This is a genomic window from Streptomyces synnematoformans, assembly GCF_039531005.1.
GTDB classification, from domain to species: domain Bacteria; phylum Actinomycetota; class Actinomycetes; order Streptomycetales; family Streptomycetaceae; genus Streptomyces; species Streptomyces synnematoformans.
On sequence record NZ_BAAAPF010000196.1, the window covers coordinates 1 to 13,841 of the forward strand.

General features: G+C 74.7%; 13 protein-coding genes and 2 pseudogenes. 7 read left to right on the plus strand and 8 right to left on the minus strand.

The annotated features are described in order from the left end of the window. Nucleotides 1–277 (minus strand): annotated as a pseudogene (locus tag ABD317_RS24535) (hypothetical protein); the annotation flags it as partial. 95 nt (nt 278–372) lie between these two features. After that, nucleotides 373–1,023, minus strand: a complete 651-nt coding sequence (locus ABD317_RS24540) for a LuxR C-terminal-related transcriptional regulator (RefSeq protein ID WP_027753828.1) — start codon at nt 1,021–1,023, stop codon at nt 373–375. 1,038 nt (nt 1,024–2,061) lie between these two features. Between ABD317_RS24540 and ABD317_RS24545 the strand changes: the two genes are divergently transcribed. Continuing rightward, entirely contained in the window at nt 2,062–2,961 is a 900-nt protein-coding gene (locus tag ABD317_RS24545) for a glycoside hydrolase family 15 protein (RefSeq protein ID WP_344292079.1), read from the plus strand. A gap of 71 nt (nt 2,962–3,032) precedes the next feature. On the opposite strand, the gene ABD317_RS24550 is transcribed toward ABD317_RS24545, so the two are convergent. Further along, nucleotides 3,033–5,288, minus strand: a complete 2,256-nt coding sequence (locus ABD317_RS24550) for a catalase (RefSeq protein ID WP_425582427.1) — start codon at nt 5,286–5,288, stop codon at nt 3,033–3,035. A gap of 284 nt (nt 5,289–5,572) precedes the next feature. Further along, entirely contained in the window at nt 5,573–5,806 is a 234-nt protein-coding gene (locus ABD317_RS24555; RefSeq protein ID WP_344292080.1) for a DUF5133 domain-containing protein, read from the minus strand. Nucleotides 5,807–6,321: 515 nt separating this feature from the next. Between ABD317_RS24555 and ABD317_RS24560 the strand changes: the two genes are divergently transcribed. From ABD317_RS24560 to ABD317_RS24575, 4 genes are all read left to right on the plus strand, one after another. Then, the gene (locus tag ABD317_RS24560) at nt 6,322–6,732 is read left to right on the plus strand and encodes a four-helix bundle copper-binding protein (RefSeq protein ID WP_344292081.1); all 411 of its coding nucleotides are present in this window, start codon (nt 6,322–6,324) and stop codon (nt 6,730–6,732) included. A gap of 98 nt (nt 6,733–6,830) precedes the next feature. Beyond that, a complete protein-coding gene (locus ABD317_RS24565) occupies nt 6,831–7,166 on the plus strand; it encodes a DUF8129 domain-containing protein (protein WP_027753822.1) in 336 nt (111 codons plus the stop codon). 111 nt (nt 7,167–7,277) lie between these two features. Then, a complete protein-coding gene (locus tag ABD317_RS24570; protein WP_344292082.1) occupies nt 7,278–7,418 on the plus strand; it encodes a hypothetical protein in 141 nt (46 codons plus the stop codon). Nucleotides 7,419–7,428: 10 nt separating this feature from the next. After that, complete coding sequence (locus ABD317_RS24575) at nt 7,429–7,701, plus strand: WhiB family transcriptional regulator (RefSeq protein WP_344292083.1); 273 nt, start codon at nt 7,429–7,431, stop codon at nt 7,699–7,701. A 126-nt stretch (nt 7,702–7,827) separates the two neighbouring features. On the opposite strand, the gene ABD317_RS24580 is transcribed toward ABD317_RS24575, so the two are convergent. From ABD317_RS24580 to ABD317_RS24590, 3 genes are all read right to left on the minus strand, one after another. Next, nucleotides 7,828–8,997: a baeRF2 domain-containing protein gene (locus ABD317_RS24580; protein ID WP_344292084.1), complete on the minus strand. Its 1,170-nt coding sequence runs from the start codon at nt 8,995–8,997 to the stop codon at nt 7,828–7,830. 185 nt (nt 8,998–9,182) lie between these two features. Next, entirely contained in the window at nt 9,183–9,536 is a 354-nt protein-coding gene (locus ABD317_RS24585; protein ID WP_425582428.1) for a DUF2795 domain-containing protein, read from the minus strand. Nucleotides 9,537–9,739: 203 nt separating this feature from the next. After that, a complete protein-coding gene (locus ABD317_RS24590) occupies nt 9,740–11,032 on the minus strand; it encodes a sensor histidine kinase (protein WP_344292085.1) in 1,293 nt (430 codons plus the stop codon). 320 nt (nt 11,033–11,352) lie between these two features. Between ABD317_RS24590 and glnII the strand changes: the two genes are divergently transcribed. Further along, nucleotides 11,353–12,372 carry a glutamine synthetase gene (gene glnII / locus ABD317_RS24595; RefSeq protein WP_344292086.1) on the plus strand — a complete coding sequence of 340 codons (1,020 nt, stop codon included), beginning with the start codon at nt 11,353–11,355 and terminating at the stop codon, nt 12,370–12,372. Nucleotides 12,373–12,442: 70 nt separating this feature from the next. Here glnII and ABD317_RS24600 read toward each other — a convergent pair whose 3' ends face one another. Then, nucleotides 12,443–13,420 carry a GNAT family N-acetyltransferase gene (locus ABD317_RS24600; RefSeq protein WP_344292087.1) on the minus strand — a complete coding sequence of 326 codons (978 nt, stop codon included), beginning with the start codon at nt 13,418–13,420 and terminating at the stop codon, nt 12,443–12,445. A 106-nt stretch (nt 13,421–13,526) separates the two neighbouring features. On the opposite strand from ABD317_RS24600, the pseudogene ABD317_RS24605 reads away from it, so the two are divergent. Continuing rightward, nucleotides 13,527–13,841 (plus strand): annotated as a pseudogene (locus ABD317_RS24605) (hypothetical protein); the annotation flags it as partial.

Sequence of the window (13,841 nt, forward strand, 5' to 3'; positions counted from 1 at the left end):
GCCCCGGCACCCTGCCCGCCGGTCCGCCGCCCGTCGCCGCGGCGGCCAGCGCCGTACGTCCGCGGGGCAGCGCGCGCTGCACCAGGCCGTGGGCCGCCAGCACCCGCTTCCCGCGGCTCTCCCCCGTCGGCAGCAGCAGGTACGCGAGCCGCGTCAGGTGCGCGTAGTGCTCGACGACGGCGGCCTCGGCCTGCTCGACGTCGACGGGCGGGGTGACGGTGTCCGCGGGCGGTGTCGGCTCCGCAGCCTTCCGGGCGGTGACGGCCTGCTGATCCACGCTGGGTAGAACGAGTGAATCCTCGGATGGTCACTCCGCCGCCCGCACCGCGCCGGCCCGCGCCGGCAGCACCCCGGCCGGCGCCCGCCGCGCCGTCAGCCGTGGTCCAGGTACGCCAGCACCGCCAGCACCCGGCGGTTGTCGTCGTCCGACGGCGGCAGCCCCAGCTTGGTGAAGATGTTGGACGTGTGCTTGGCGACCGCCCGCTCGGTCACCACCAGCCGCTCCGCGATCGCGGCGTTGGAACGGCCCTGCGCCATCAGCTCCATCACCTCGCGCTCCCGCGGGGTGAGGGTGTTCACCGGCTGGTCCTGCGCCGCGCGCCGGCTCAGCAGCTGCGAGATGACCTGCGGGTCCATGGCCGTACCGCCGTCCGCCACGCGCCGTACCGCGTCGACGAACTGCTCGGCGTCGAAGACCCGGTCCTTCAGCAGGTAGCCCACCCCGCCGCGCTCGTCGGCCAGCAGCTCGCGCGCGTACAGCTGCTCCACGTGCTGCGAGAGCACCAGCACCGGCAGCCCGGGTCGCTTCGCCCGCGCCTGGAGCGCGCACTGCAGGCCCTCGTCCGAGAACGACGGCGGCAGCCGGACGTCGACCACCGCGACGTCCGGTTCCAGCTCGTCCAGGGCACGTGCCAGCTCCGGGCCGTTGTCCACCGCGGCCAGGATCTCGAAGTCGTACGCTTCGAGCATGCGGACGAGACCGTCCCTCAGAAGGAAGAGGTCTTCGGCGATGACAGCGCGCACGGAGTCTCCCAAGTGCCTGGTCACGTGCCCCTCTGCCGGGTGAGCAGGGGGGCACCTGCATGATCATAGTCCACGCCCGCGGCCGGGCCGCGACGCCGATGGCGAGCGAGCGACGCTCTCCTGAAGCCTAGGCCGCGGGTCCGAACCCTGTCCGGGGCATTGACTGTTGCGGCAGGTCAGAGAGCGAATGAGGCGCCTCCGTGCCCGTGTGGCGTCACTCCTCGACGTGGTGTCCGTTCCCTGGTTCGCCCTCGGGGCCGGAGGGGGCGCGTCTGCCGTTTTCCTGCGTCGATCGGGGTAACCCGCAGCGTGCCGTGCCCCGTGGGCCCGCGCAGGGGGAAGCATGCGGGCAGACGGGGCCGGGGCTGGGCAGGGGTACGGGCGCGGGCGGACGCGAACCGAGTCGCCGCAGCGAAGTCCACGAACCGGCCGGCGCTCGCTCACCGCCGGCCGGCGCGGGAGACCAAGGAGACCATGCGATGACCCTGGCCTGGGTCGGCGGCTCCGGGCACTACACGGTCGCGCCGTGCGGCCGCTTCGTGTGGGGCGGCTACTACGAGGCGGGCACCCTGATCTGGCGCAGCCGCTGGATCACGGAGGAGGGCGTCGTCGAATGCCGCGAGTGCCTCGCCTTCCCCGGCGACCGGCGGCACGCTGTGCTGCTCCGCCGCATCACGGCAGTGCGCGGGAACGCCCACCTCGCCGTGGTGCTGGAGCCCCGCGCCGGCTTCGGCGCGGAGCCGTCCGGGCAGCTGCGGCGCGACCAGAGCGGGGCCTGGACGGGCCGCAGCGGGTCCCTCCGGTGGCGCTGGAACGGAGCCGAAGGCGCCCGCGTACGCGACGGCGGCGATACGCGGCAGGCAGGGCTGGACATGCGCCTCGCCCTGAAGCCCGGCGAGCAACACGATCTCGTGCTGGAGCTGTCCGAGCGACCGTTCCCCGCCACCCGGGACCCCGCACAGTACTGGAGCGCGACCGAGCACGCCTGGCGCTGTCAGGCGCCCCGGCTGCGCCCCGCCCTCGCCGAGGAGGACGGACGTGCGGCACTCCTACTCCGTCCTCCGCGGTCTGACCAGCGAGAGCGGCGGCATGGTCGCCGCGGCGACCACGAGCCTGCCGGAGCGGGCCGAAGAGGGACGCAACTACGACCACCGCTACGTATGGATCCGCGACGCATGCCTGGCGGGCCAGGCCGGCGCGGTCGCCGGCGGCTACCCGATGCTCGACGACGCGGTGCGGTTCGTCTCCGCCCGGCTGCACCAGGACGGGGCCCGGATGGCGCCCGCCTACACCGTCGCCGGCGGCCCCCTCCCCGACCAGCGCACCCTCGACCTGCCCGGCTACCCGGGCGGGTTCAACCGCGTCGGCAACCGGGTCAACCGCCAGTTCCAGCTCGACGCCTTCGGCGAGGCGCTGCTGCTCTTCGCCGCGGCTCTGCGTGAGGACCGGCTGGACGCCGACGGCCGGCGGGCCGTGCACCTCGCCGACGACCTGCTCGCCGACACGGCCGCGACCAGCCTCCACCCCACGGGCCGCTGGCAACGCGCCCCGGACGACCCCGGCGTCGACGGCGCCCTCCTGCTGCCGCCGCTACGCGGCCTCCTCCCGGCCGACGACCCGAGGACCGTCCGCACCCTCGACGCGTACCGGCGTGACCTCACCCGCGACCACTACGCCTACCGCTTCCGCCACGACGAGCGGCCCCCTGAGGACGCCGAGGGCGCCTTCCTGCTGTGCGGGTACATGACCGCGCTGGCCGAGCACCAGCAGGGCAACCGCGCGGAAGCCCTGCGGTGGTTCGAGCGCAACCGGGCCGCGTGCGGCCCTCCGGGCCTGTTCACCGAGGAGTACGACATCAGCAAACGCCAGCTGCGCGGCAACCTCCCCCAGGCGTTCGTCCACGCCCTCATGCTGGAGACCGCGACCCGCCTGGCCTGACACCGTGCCTTCGGCCGGCCGCCGGACCCCCCGGCGATGAACTGACTGCAACGCACCTCGCGGCCCGTCCCTCAGCCGGTGGCGATACGGGCGGGGAAGCGGTCCCACACCCGGTGGTACCGCAGCAGCCCGGTGATCTCCGCCAGCACGGCGCGCGGTTCGTCGCCCACGATGACCCCGGGTGCGTGCGGCGGGCAGCCGGCCGCGGCGAGCAGGTCCGCGCTGTCCGCCCAGCCGCCGAGCGGTTTGGCGTGCCGGTAGGCCTCGGACAGCAGCGGGAGCAGCCGCGGGTCGGTGTCCGCCGCGGCGGGGTCCTGGCCGGCCTTCGCGTCGCGGGCGCCGTAGGCGTCGTCGCCGCGGGCGGGTGTGCCCGCCAGCAGGATCGCGTCGAATTCGACGGACCGGGCGTTGGCGAAGGTCCGCTGCACGACGACGGGCTCCCCGCCGCCGGGACGGCCGCCGAGTCGCCCGCCGTGCGGGCCGACGACCAGGGGCACCATGCCGCCGTCGAGGACCGCCTCGCGCAGCGTCCGTACGGAGTCGAGGTCGGCGCCGTCGTCGGCGATGATGCCGATGACGCGGCCGGTCACCGGCCAGCTGCCCTTGATCTGCGCGAGCGCGGGGGAGGGCGTGACGTCCGGGAGCGGGCCCGACGGGCCGGGGGCGGGGAGCCCGAGGCCGGCGGCGACCTGTCCGCACAGCTCCGGGTCGATGTCCGCGAGCACCCGCAGGTTGCGCTCCTTGACGGCGTTCTCGTCGCACTTGCTCAGCTCGAAGGTGTAGGCGGCGACGACGTGCTCGCGCTCGGTGGGGGTGAGGCTGAGCCAGAAGCGGCGGGGGTGGCTGGTGTGGTCGGAGAAGGAGGCCGGTGCCTCGCGCACCTTCGTGGCCGCGGGGACGGGGACCGGGACCTCCACGTAGCCGTGGTCCTCGGTGCCCGCCAGGAAGGGGCAGCCGCCGTCCAGGGAGTTGGGACGGTAGGGGGCGACGCCGGAGTGCACGGCGGTCTGGTGCATGGCGTCGCGCTGCATGTCGTTGACGGGCGCGTGGGTGCGGTTGACGGGTACCTGCGGGAAGTTGGGCCCGCCCAGGCGGCTGATCTGGGTGTCCAGGTAGGAGAAGAGGCGGCCGGCGAGCAGCGGGTCGTCCGTGATGTCGATGCCGGGCACCAGGTGGCCGGGGTGGAAGGCGACCTGTTCGGTCTCGGCGAAGAAGTTGGTGGGGTTGGCGTTCAGCTGCAGCAGCCCGATGGGCTGCACCGGGGCCAGCTCCTCAGGAACGATCTTGGTCGGGTCGAGCAGGTCGATGCCCTCGAAGGTCTGCTCCGGGGTGTCGGGGAAGGTCTGGACGCCCAGCTCCCACTCCGGGTACGCGCCGGCCTCGATGGCGTCGGCGAGGTCGCGCCGGTGGAAGTCGGGGTCCATGCCGCCCAGCAGTTGGGCCTCCTCCCAGAGCAGGGAGTGCACGCCGGCCTTCGGCTTCCAGTGGAACTTCACCAGCGTGGTGCCGCCGCGGGCGTCGACCATGCGGAAGGTGTGGACGCCGAAGCCCTCCATCATCCGGAAGGAGCGCGGGATCGCGCGGTCGGACATGTTCCAGATGGTGTGGTGGGTGGCTTCGGTGTGCAGGGACACGAAGTCCCAGAAGGTGTCGTGCGCGCTCTGGGCCTGCGGGATCTCACGGTCCGGGTGCGGCTTGCCGGCGTGGATGACGTCCGGGAACTTGATCGCGTCCTGGATGAAGAACACCGGGATGTTGTTGCCCACCAGGTCGAAGACGCCCTCGGTGGTGTAGAACTTCGTCGCGAAGCCGCGGGTGTCGCGCACCGTGTCGGCCGAGCCGCGAGAGCCGAGCACCGTGGAGAAGCGTACGAAGACGGGCGTCTCGACATCCGCCGCGAGGAAGGCCGCCTTGCTGATCTCGGACGCGGTGCCGTAACCGCGGAAGACCCCGTGCGCGGCGGCGCCCCGCGCGTGCACGACGCGCTCGGGGATGCGCTCGTGGTCGAACTGCATGACCTTCTCGCGCAGATGGTGGTCCTGGAGCAGCACGGGCCCGCGCTCGCCCGCCTTCAGCGAGTGGTCGCTCTCCGTCAGCCGCAGACCCTGCGCGGTGGTGAGGTAGGCGCCGGTCTGCGCCCGTGCGCCGCGCTCGGCGGTGAGGGGGTTGCCGGTGGGCGAGTACATGCCGGGCCCGGTCTGGTCCGGCTTCGGCGGCCACGGCTCGTGCACGTCGGTCGGCTCGTCCACCTGCGGGGCCGGGCGCCCCGGGCGGCCGGGGACGGGCGGTTCTCCGTCCGTGCTGTTCTCGCTCTTCGCCGGTTCCACGGCTCCTCCGTCCGGTCGTCCCTCACGCTTCGATTCCGCACCGTCGGGGGTAGCCGCACGCTGCGCGTCCAAACCTGGCCTATCACGTATATCGAATATTTCGCCGCACTCCGCGGGGATGCGGCCGCGCACGTGATCCGCCGACCGGGTGGAGTAGTACGTCTCCCCGAAGAGACGGGGCTGCTGGTCGGGTGGGGCGGGTATCCGGGAGCCACCGCTACGCCGCAGGGAGGACGACGATGGCCGGGATTCTGCGCGTGTGCGCAGGGCCCTACCGTGGCGGATCAGCTGATCGCGGGGAGGGCGGAGTCGTCGGTGAGGCGGGCGCCCGGCAGGCGGTGGCGGGCGGCGATGAGTGCCGCATCGATGTCCTGGGTGCCGGTGGCGATGCACAGCGTGTAGCAGACGTCGTGGAACCGCCGGTGAGTCTCCGGGCTGCCGTCTTCGGCGTGCAGCGTGGTGAGCGCCTCGTACTCCTCAAGCAGGCCGGTGAGTACGGCGGAGTGGGCCATCAGCATGGGTGTTCCTTCCGGGGGCGGGATCGGGTCAGGGCGTGAGCGGGTGCACAGGGCGCACAACGTGGGCGCCGGAGGAGCCCTCCCGCGGTGTGCTTGCTCGCCAAGCACGTAGATCCGCGGGTGTCCCGGATCGCCGCGGCGCAAACCCTCCGGCGTGCGGGCCCCGCCCCCCCGCGGCGGTCTCTGTCGGCGGGCAACTCGTCGGCGGACAAGCCGAGCGCGCGGCGACCTGGGCCCCGGCCTCGGACCGCCGGGCACGCTCGTCGAGGACGCGGCCGACGCGGGCGGGAGTGAGCGCCTGCCACCGCGGGTACCCGGCGTGCCACGAGCGAGAACCCGATCCCCGAGCCGCCCGGCGGCGGTCCCACCGGGCCGTAGGAAGATACGCCCCCAGGGGCCGGAGGCGGCGCGGCGCACGGCATGACGCCAGGCACGCTGCCGCCGAGCAGCCCCGGCGCCCGGCCCTGACCCCCGTCGCGCAGGACGACACGCGGGACGGCAGAAGGAGGCTCCGCATGACCACGTACGTCACCGAAATGCTCCGCACGCATCCGCTGCCCGCCGGGACTCCGGACGAGGAGACGCTGAACCGCGGCATTCGCGAGTGCCTCGACTGCGCGCAGGCCTGCACGATGTGCGGCGACGCCTGCCTGGCCGAGAAGAGCGTCGGCGACCTCGGCGTGTGCATCCGCCTCGACCAGGACTGCGCCGACGTCTGCGAGACCACCGCGCGCGTACTCTCCCGCCGCACCGGCTACGACCCGGAGCTCGCCCGGCAGCTGCTGCAGGCCTGCGCCACCGCCTGCAAGGCGTGCGGCGACGAGTGCGACCGGCACGCCGCCGGGCACGACCACTGCCGGCTGTGCGCCGCGGCCTGCCGCAGCTGCGAGGAGGTCTGCACCGACCTCATCGCCTCCTTCGGCTGATCAGCCGGCGCGACTCGGGGCGCGGACGCGCGCACGGCCGCCGGCGGGCGGGGTACCCGTGCGCTCAGCAGCCAGACGGCACCCAGGAGGCACCGACGATGAGCGACCAACCGCCGCTGGACGACTACGACCGGCTGTCCGCGGGCGACATCGGGCACCGCATCCGCTCCCTGACCACCGAGGAGTTGGAGCGGCTGCTGAACTACGAGCGCACCCACGCCAACCGCGCCCAGGTCCTGGAGACGATCCTGTTCCGCATGCGCCAGGTCGCCGCGGGCGACAGTCTCTCGCCGGGCGGGCTGGGCACCGGCTCGGTGGCCCCGCCCCCGCAACCCGGGTCCCCGGCCGGCCCGGACACCGCCTCGGAGCCCCGCCACTCGCCGCCGCACGGCACGCTGGACCAGCGCGGCAAGCCGAAGGGCGACCGGCCCTAGGCGTTCTGGTCCCCGGCACACCCCCGGGTGTGCTGACGCCCCGTACGCGGCGCGCGTGTCCACCGGCGCGAGAGGGGTACCCGGACGCGAGACCCGAGTGAGGAGGCGACCGTGCCCACGGACGTGCTGGACCGGCTGCACACCATGCTCGTCACCGATCCCGAGGGCCGGCTGTCCGGCGGCAGAGGCCGCGACGTCGGCGCCCGGCTCCGGAGAGAGCGCACCGGGGACCCCACCGGACGGGATGCGTGAGGGCGGCAGCATGCGGTGGTGGAACAGCGCGGCCTGTGCCGACGAGGATCCCGATCTCTTCTTCCCGGTGGGGGAGTCAGGACCGGCGGCGGAGCAGTACGCCCGCGCCAAGGCCGTGTGTCGCCGCTGTCCCGTGCGCGTGGAGTGCCTGGACTGGGCGCTGCGCACCGGCACGCCTTCGGGGGTGTGGGGCGGCCTCGGCGAGGCCGAGCGCAAGCGGATACGCCGTCACCGCGCGGAGGTTGCGGCGGACGGTCTCAGAGGGCGTCCCGGAGCGTCGTGAGGTGTCCGGGTACGGTCGGCGGCCGGGTTCTTCACGCCGGTCGACGCCCACCGGGCCCGCCGCGCGTGCGCGCCCGCCGCGGCCAGCGCCACGCGGTGGCCGCGGCGGGCGGTGCAGGCGGGCGGGTCACACCGCCGGCGGGAGGCCGCCGCCCGGGATGCCGCCCTCGTACGGCCAGCGCAGCAGGGCGCCGAGCCCGCCGACCGGCACGTCGCTGCCCGGGCCGCCGCGATCCCCGTCCGGCAGGTGTACGACCTCCGCGTCGGCGGCGGTCGCGGAGCGCAGCAGGGCGTCGTCGGCGCGGGCGGCGGCGGGTCGGGTGTCGCCGAGGTACGCGGTCTCGGTGCGGCGTTCGGCGAGCTGATCGGGTTCGCTCCCCACCCACACGTCGCGGTGCAGGTCGGTGCCCCCGGAGCGGACGAGCAGCGTGTCGATCCGGTGTTCGCGGGCGGCGTCGACGAGGGCGGGAACGCCCTCGGCCGCGCCGATGCGGCCGTCGGCCGGGACGCGGGCGGCGCGGAACTGCTCCAGGACCTCCCGCGCCACCTCCTGGCCGTACTCCTCGCGCAGCCGGTCGGCCTCCGCCACCGCGGGCCCGCGGTCGGCGCCCGCCGCCCGTCCGCTCCGGTCGGTCTCGACCGCGGCGGCGCGCAGCTGCGTCGGCAGCCGGTCGTGCACCGCGCGCCGCTCCCGCGGGTCGCCGGCGAGGAGCATCAGCTCGGCGCCGGTGCGTTCCGCGGCGGAGGTCATGGCCGCGGCGATGACCGCGGCGTTCTCCTCCCAGGTGTTCTCCACCGCGAGCTGGAAGTGCCGCTCCGACCAGTCGGAGCTCGGCGTGCGGTGCACGGGCCAGTCACGGCCGCGTACCTGGCCCGCCGGATGCCGTCCCCCGACGTCCCACAGGTCGAGGTCGGCGCCGGTGCGGTCGATGTACGCGACCAGGCAGGCGGCCTCCCCGCCGCCCGCGTAGTCCAGCAGGGGGGTGATGTGGGGCAGGGCCGTCCAGCAGCTCTCCGGGGCCGGCGGGGCGGTGGCGAGCGGGACCGCGAGCCGGACGCGGCCTCCGGTCGCGAACAGCGCCTGTCCTGACCGGTCGGGAGTCGAGGCGGCCAGCCCGTCGTACACGGCGCGGCACGTCGCGTCGTCCGCGCCCTGCCCGGCGAGGCGTTCGCAGACGCCGCGCGCCTGCAGCTCCTGCCGCTGGGCGGCGTCCTGCGCCGCCCGCGCGGTGCCGAAGTACACCGACGCCCAGGGGCCCGTCTCGTGCAGCACCGGGTCGAGGTAGTCGAGTTTCATCTTTCCGCGCTCCTTTGCCGTGGTGGCCTGGCGGGCAGGTGCCGCCCGCGTACCCCTGCCACGGGCACCGACACCGGCGGCGGACCGCCGTCTCGCCGGTCGGGCACCGGAACCCGGCCGTCGGCCGACCCGGAGGCGATGGGCGCGGCGTACGTGATGCGGGCACAGGCCGCGCCCCGGGGGGCTCAGGTGCGGCGTTCCTCGCCGCCGAGGCCGAGGGCGTCGGCGATCGCCTGGACGTTGCCGTACGACTCGCCCTCGGGCAGCCGCCGGGCGAGTTCCAGGAGCCGGTCGGGCGCGTGGTTGGCACGCAGCGTCGCCAGCACGGCGCTCCGGTCGGCGGGGTAGAGGCCGCGGCCCAGGTGCCGGGCGAGCGCGCTGCGCAGCTCCACGCCCTCGGCCGTGATGCCGGTCGGCGTGCCGCCGGTGAGCGTGGTGCCGGGCGCGCGGTCGTTCTCGGGCTGGTCCTCGCCGGGCGGCTGGAGCTCGTGCTCCTCCTGCGCCCGGGTGGAGCGGTTGGCGTTCAGCTCGCCGCTCATCTCGCTCGCGATCTCGTCGTCGCGTATCGGGCTGATCTTGTCCCTGCCGTGCTCGGGCACGATGTCCTCCACGTGGTGTGCGTGGTGTGCACCTCGCGGTCCGGGTTCCCGTGAGCGCGGCGGTGAACCGGGGATCGCCGGATCCGGCCGGCGCGGCGGGTGCGGGAGAGCCGCTCAGCGGCTCAGGGTCCCTCCGCGTCCGCTCAGAAGGAAGAGGTCTTCGGCGACGACAGCGCGCACGGGATCTCCAGGGTCACCATCGTGGGCCCGCCCACCGGGCTGTTGACGGCCAGTACGCCGTCGAACGTGCCCAGCCTGCGCTCCACCCCGGCGAGCCCGGAGCCCTTGGCCACCGACGCGCCCCCGCGGCCGTCGTCGGTGATCGCGATCCGCAGCATGCCCTCGCGGTATCCCATGTCCAGCCACATGCGCCGCGCCTGCGCGTGCTTGACGGCGTTCGTCAGCACCTCGCTGACCGCGAAGTACGCCGCCGACTCCACCGGCTCCGCGGCCCGCCCCGGCGGCGTGCCGAGGTCGATGTCCACCTCGGTCGGCACCGGCATGCGCAGCGCCAGCGCCCGTACCGCGTCCGCGAGCCCGCGCTCCGCGAGCACCGGCGGGTGGATGCCCCGTACCAGGTCGCGCAGCTCCGTCAGCGCCTCGGCGGACTCTCCGCGCGCCTTCGACACCAGCTGCTTCGCCTTGGCCGGGTCCTTCTCGATGAGCGCCTCGATGGTGCCCAGGCTCATGCCCATGGCGACCAGCCGGGCCTGCGCGCCGTCGTGCAGGTCGCGCTCGATGCGGCGCAGCTCGGCGGCGGAGTTGTCGACGGCGTCCGAGCGGGTCTCGGTCAGCCGCGCCACCCGCGCGGCCAGCTCGACCTCGCGCGGGGCCAGCACGCCCTTGGTCAGCTGGAAGTGCAGCCCCAGCAGGCGGTGGGTGGTGAAGACCCCCACGACCAGCAGGGCGGTGCCGAGCCCGGCGGCCATGAACGCGGTGCTCTGGGAGGACACGGGGACGAAGCCGTACCAGTAGGTCTGGTCGCCGCCGGAGGTCATGGGGTCCCAGACGCCGGCGGCGATCACGTACCCCTCCAGCGGGTAGAAGGTCAGCGCGACCGTCACGACGGCGAGCACCGTGCCCGCGATCATGTCGGTGAACAGCCAGCGCACGTCCCGCCAGGTCGCCGGGTCGGTGAGCAGGTGGCGGGTGCGCTGCGCCTGGCCGACGAGCCCGCCCCGCAGGCCCGCGGGCCACGGGCGGTACGTGGCGGGGATGCGCACGTCCGACCACTGCGCGGCGAGGAGCCGGCGCAGGTTGGCCTGCCACCGCACCCCCTCCAGCACCCACGGCGTGGTGACCAGGCCGATGCCGAGTACCGGGATGAGCACGACGGACACGACGGTGAGCACGAACAGAGTGATCGAGGCCGCGGTGCACAGCACCGTCAGCACCAGCGCGCGTACGCCCGCGAGCGCCCAGTTCCGGATGATCATCTCCGTGGTCCCCTCTGTCCTGCCGGTCCCGTCCCGGTCCCGTCCCCGGATCCGTGCGGCCTGCCCGGCGGCCCGGCCGTCCAGCCGTTTCCCGGGTGGCACGTCACAGTCTGCCGCGCGGCCGGGGCGCGGGCACGGGGCCGTACCCCCGGCCCGGGGTGTAGCTAGCACCACCCCGTCCCGCCGGAGGCCGTGACACACCGGGTTTACACCCGGGCAACGGTCGGGAAACGGCGGCTTGCCAGGCTGCGCCCAGGACGACACCGCACATCCGGCGGGACGACCGCGCCCCGCCCGCACCGGCACGAAGGACGGCGCCCGTGAGCTACAAGGCCGAGTACATCTGGATCGACGGCACCCTGCCCACCGCCAGGCTGCGTTCGAAGACGAAGGTCGTCGAGACCGGGGCCGAGCCGCCGGTCTGGGGCTTCGACGGCTCCAGCACCAACCAGGCCGAGGGCCGCTCCTCCGACTGCGTGCTGCAGCCCGTCTTCACCTGCCCCGACCCGCTCCGCGGCGGCGCCGACGTGCTGGTGCTCTGCGAGGTCCTCGACACGGACCTCAGCCCGCACGCCTCCAACACCCGCGCCGAGCTGCGCGAGGTCGCCGGGCGCCACGCCGCGCAGGAGCCGGTCTTCGGCATCGAGCAGGAGTACACCTTCTTCCGGGGCTCCCGCCCGCTCGGCTTCCCCGAGAACGGCTTCCCGGCCCCGCAGGGCGGCTACTACTGCGGCGTCGGCGCCGACGAGATCTTCGGCCGCGAGGTCGTCGAGGCCCACCTCGACAACTGCCTCAAGGCCGGCCTCGCCCTCTCCGGCATCAACGCCGAGGTCATGCCGGGGCAGTGGGAGTTCCAGGTCGGCCCGCTCGGCCCGCTGGAGGTCGCGGACCAGCTGTGGGTCGCGCGCTGGCTGCTCTACCGCACGGCCGAGGACTTCGGCGTCTCCGCCACCCTGGACCCCAAGCCCGCGAAGGGCGACTGGAACGGCGCGGGCGCGCACACCAACTTCTCCACCTGGCGGATGCGCGAGAGCTACGAGGCGATCGTCGCCGCCTGCGAGGCGCTGGGCGAAGGCGACAGGCCGCTCACGCACGTGCGCGCGTACGGCGCGGGCGTCGAGGCCCGGCTGACGGGGGCGCACGAGACGGCGCCGTGGGACGAGTACTCGTACGGCGTCTCGGACCGCGGGGCGTCGGTGCGGATTCCGTGGCAGGTGGAGAAGGACGGCAAGGGCTACATCGAGGACCGGCGGCCGAACGCGAACGTCGACCCGTACGTGGTGACGCGGCTGATGGTGGACACCTGCTGCACGGCGCTGGAGAAGGCGGGGCTGGACTGAGGCCCGGGCTGGACCGGGGCCGGCCGGACTGGAGCCGGCCGGACTGAGACCCGGGGCCGTTCCGCCGGGCTCAGAGCCTGCGGATCAGCTCGCGGCGGTCGGCGAAGTTGACGTAGCCGCCGCGCTCGAAGCCCTTGGCCATGGCGGCGTTCCCGGCGTCGCAGTCGCCGCGGATCTCGGTCGCGCCGTGGGCCGCGAGTATCCGGGTGCCGCGGGCGACGACCGAGGCGCTGAAGCCCTGCCCGCGGTGGTCCGGGTCGACGCCGACGAAGCCGATGACCGGGAAGGAAGGGCTGACGGCCGGCAGGCTCACCACGGCCGGTGCACCCGCGGCGGTGAAGCCGATCTCGTACCACGCGGGGTCGTGCTCCAGTTCCCGGGAGTCGGCGAACAGCTTCTCGGCGGCACCGCGCAGGCCGTGCTCGGCGACGTCGGCCGCCAGCCAGGTGTCCGCGGTGCCGGACAGCAGCCGGGCCAGCAGCGCGACGAACGGCTCCTCGCCCAGCTCGGGCAGCCCGCGGAACGTCAGCCGCGGATCCTCCGGCGGCAGCTCCTGCCCGGCGAGCCAGCGGAAGCGGCGGCCGGCGCGGACGAGCGCGAAGTCCGCGTCGGCGAAGACGCGCTCGCGGACCGCCGGACCGTACTGGTACTGCGGCGGCTGCACGGGGGAGTCGAGCACGTGCAGCAGTTCGGCGGCACCGCGGGCACGGGCCTCGGCGCAGGCGTGCTCCAGCAGCGGCAGGGCGACGGAACGGCCGTCGTCGGCGTCCTCCCAGGGCGCCTCGACGAGCACCACGGCCTCGGGCACGGCCCGCCCCGGCAGGCTCCACAGCACGGCGCTGCCGCGGGGCGGGGCGCCGGCCGGGCCGGCGAGGAAGCACCACTCGGGGCGGGTGCACTCCTTCGCCAGCAGGTCGGAGAGGTAGGCGGCGACGCCGTCGTTCCGCTCGGCGGCCGGTACGGTTTCGCGGGCGGGGTCGTCGGGCAGCGCGAGGAGGGCCGGAAGCTCCGCGGGCTCTGCGGGTCGTACGCGTACGGGATCGGACACCGCGCGATTCTCGGCCCCCGTTCGGGTGCGCGCAACCGGGTTTCCCGCTCGCCCCTTCGGCCGCGCTGCACTGGTCCGCGGCCCCGGAGCCGCCGAGGCTGAGGACATGTCAGGGGCGCGGCGGAGCTGGACGGTGGTCGCCGCCGCGCTGCTGGGCGCGCTGACGGTGCTGCTGCTGTGCCGGCACACGGTGGCCGACCCGGCGTACTACACCGGCGCGGTCCGGGAGGCCGACGGCTACCAGCGCGTCTACGACGAGGTGCTGCCGGACCCCGCCGTCCGCCGGGCGCTGCGCACGGGCGCGCTGGGCACCGCGCTGCGCCGCGACGCGGTCGTGGAGAACCTGCCGCTGCTGGTGCCGCGGCCCGCGCTGGAGCAGGCGGCGCGGCGGCAGGCGCGGGCCTTGGTCGCCGTGCTGACG

Coding starts and splice junctions, on each gene's coding strand:
- ABD317_RS24555 (WP_344292080.1), bottom strand. CDS start 5,806: ATGCTGATGGCCCACTCCGCCGTACTCACCGGCCTGCTTGAGGAGTAC.
- ABD317_RS24560 (WP_344292081.1), top strand. CDS start 6,322: ATGACCACGTACGTCACCGAAATGCTCCGCACGCATCCGCTGCCCGCC.
- ABD317_RS24565 (WP_027753822.1), top strand. CDS start 6,831: ATGAGCGACCAACCGCCGCTGGACGACTACGACCGGCTGTCCGCGGGC.
- ABD317_RS24575 (WP_344292083.1), top strand. CDS start 7,429: ATGCGGTGGTGGAACAGCGCGGCCTGTGCCGACGAGGATCCCGATCTC.
- ABD317_RS24580 (WP_344292084.1), bottom strand. CDS start 8,997: ATGAAACTCGACTACCTCGACCCGGTGCTGCACGAGACGGGCCCCTGG.
- ABD317_RS24585 (WP_425582428.1), bottom strand. CDS start 9,536: ATGAGCGGCGAGCTGAACGCCAACCGCTCCACCCGGGCGCAGGAGGAG.
- ABD317_RS24590 (WP_344292085.1), bottom strand. CDS start 11,032: ATGATCATCCGGAACTGGGCGCTCGCGGGCGTACGCGCGCTGGTGCTG.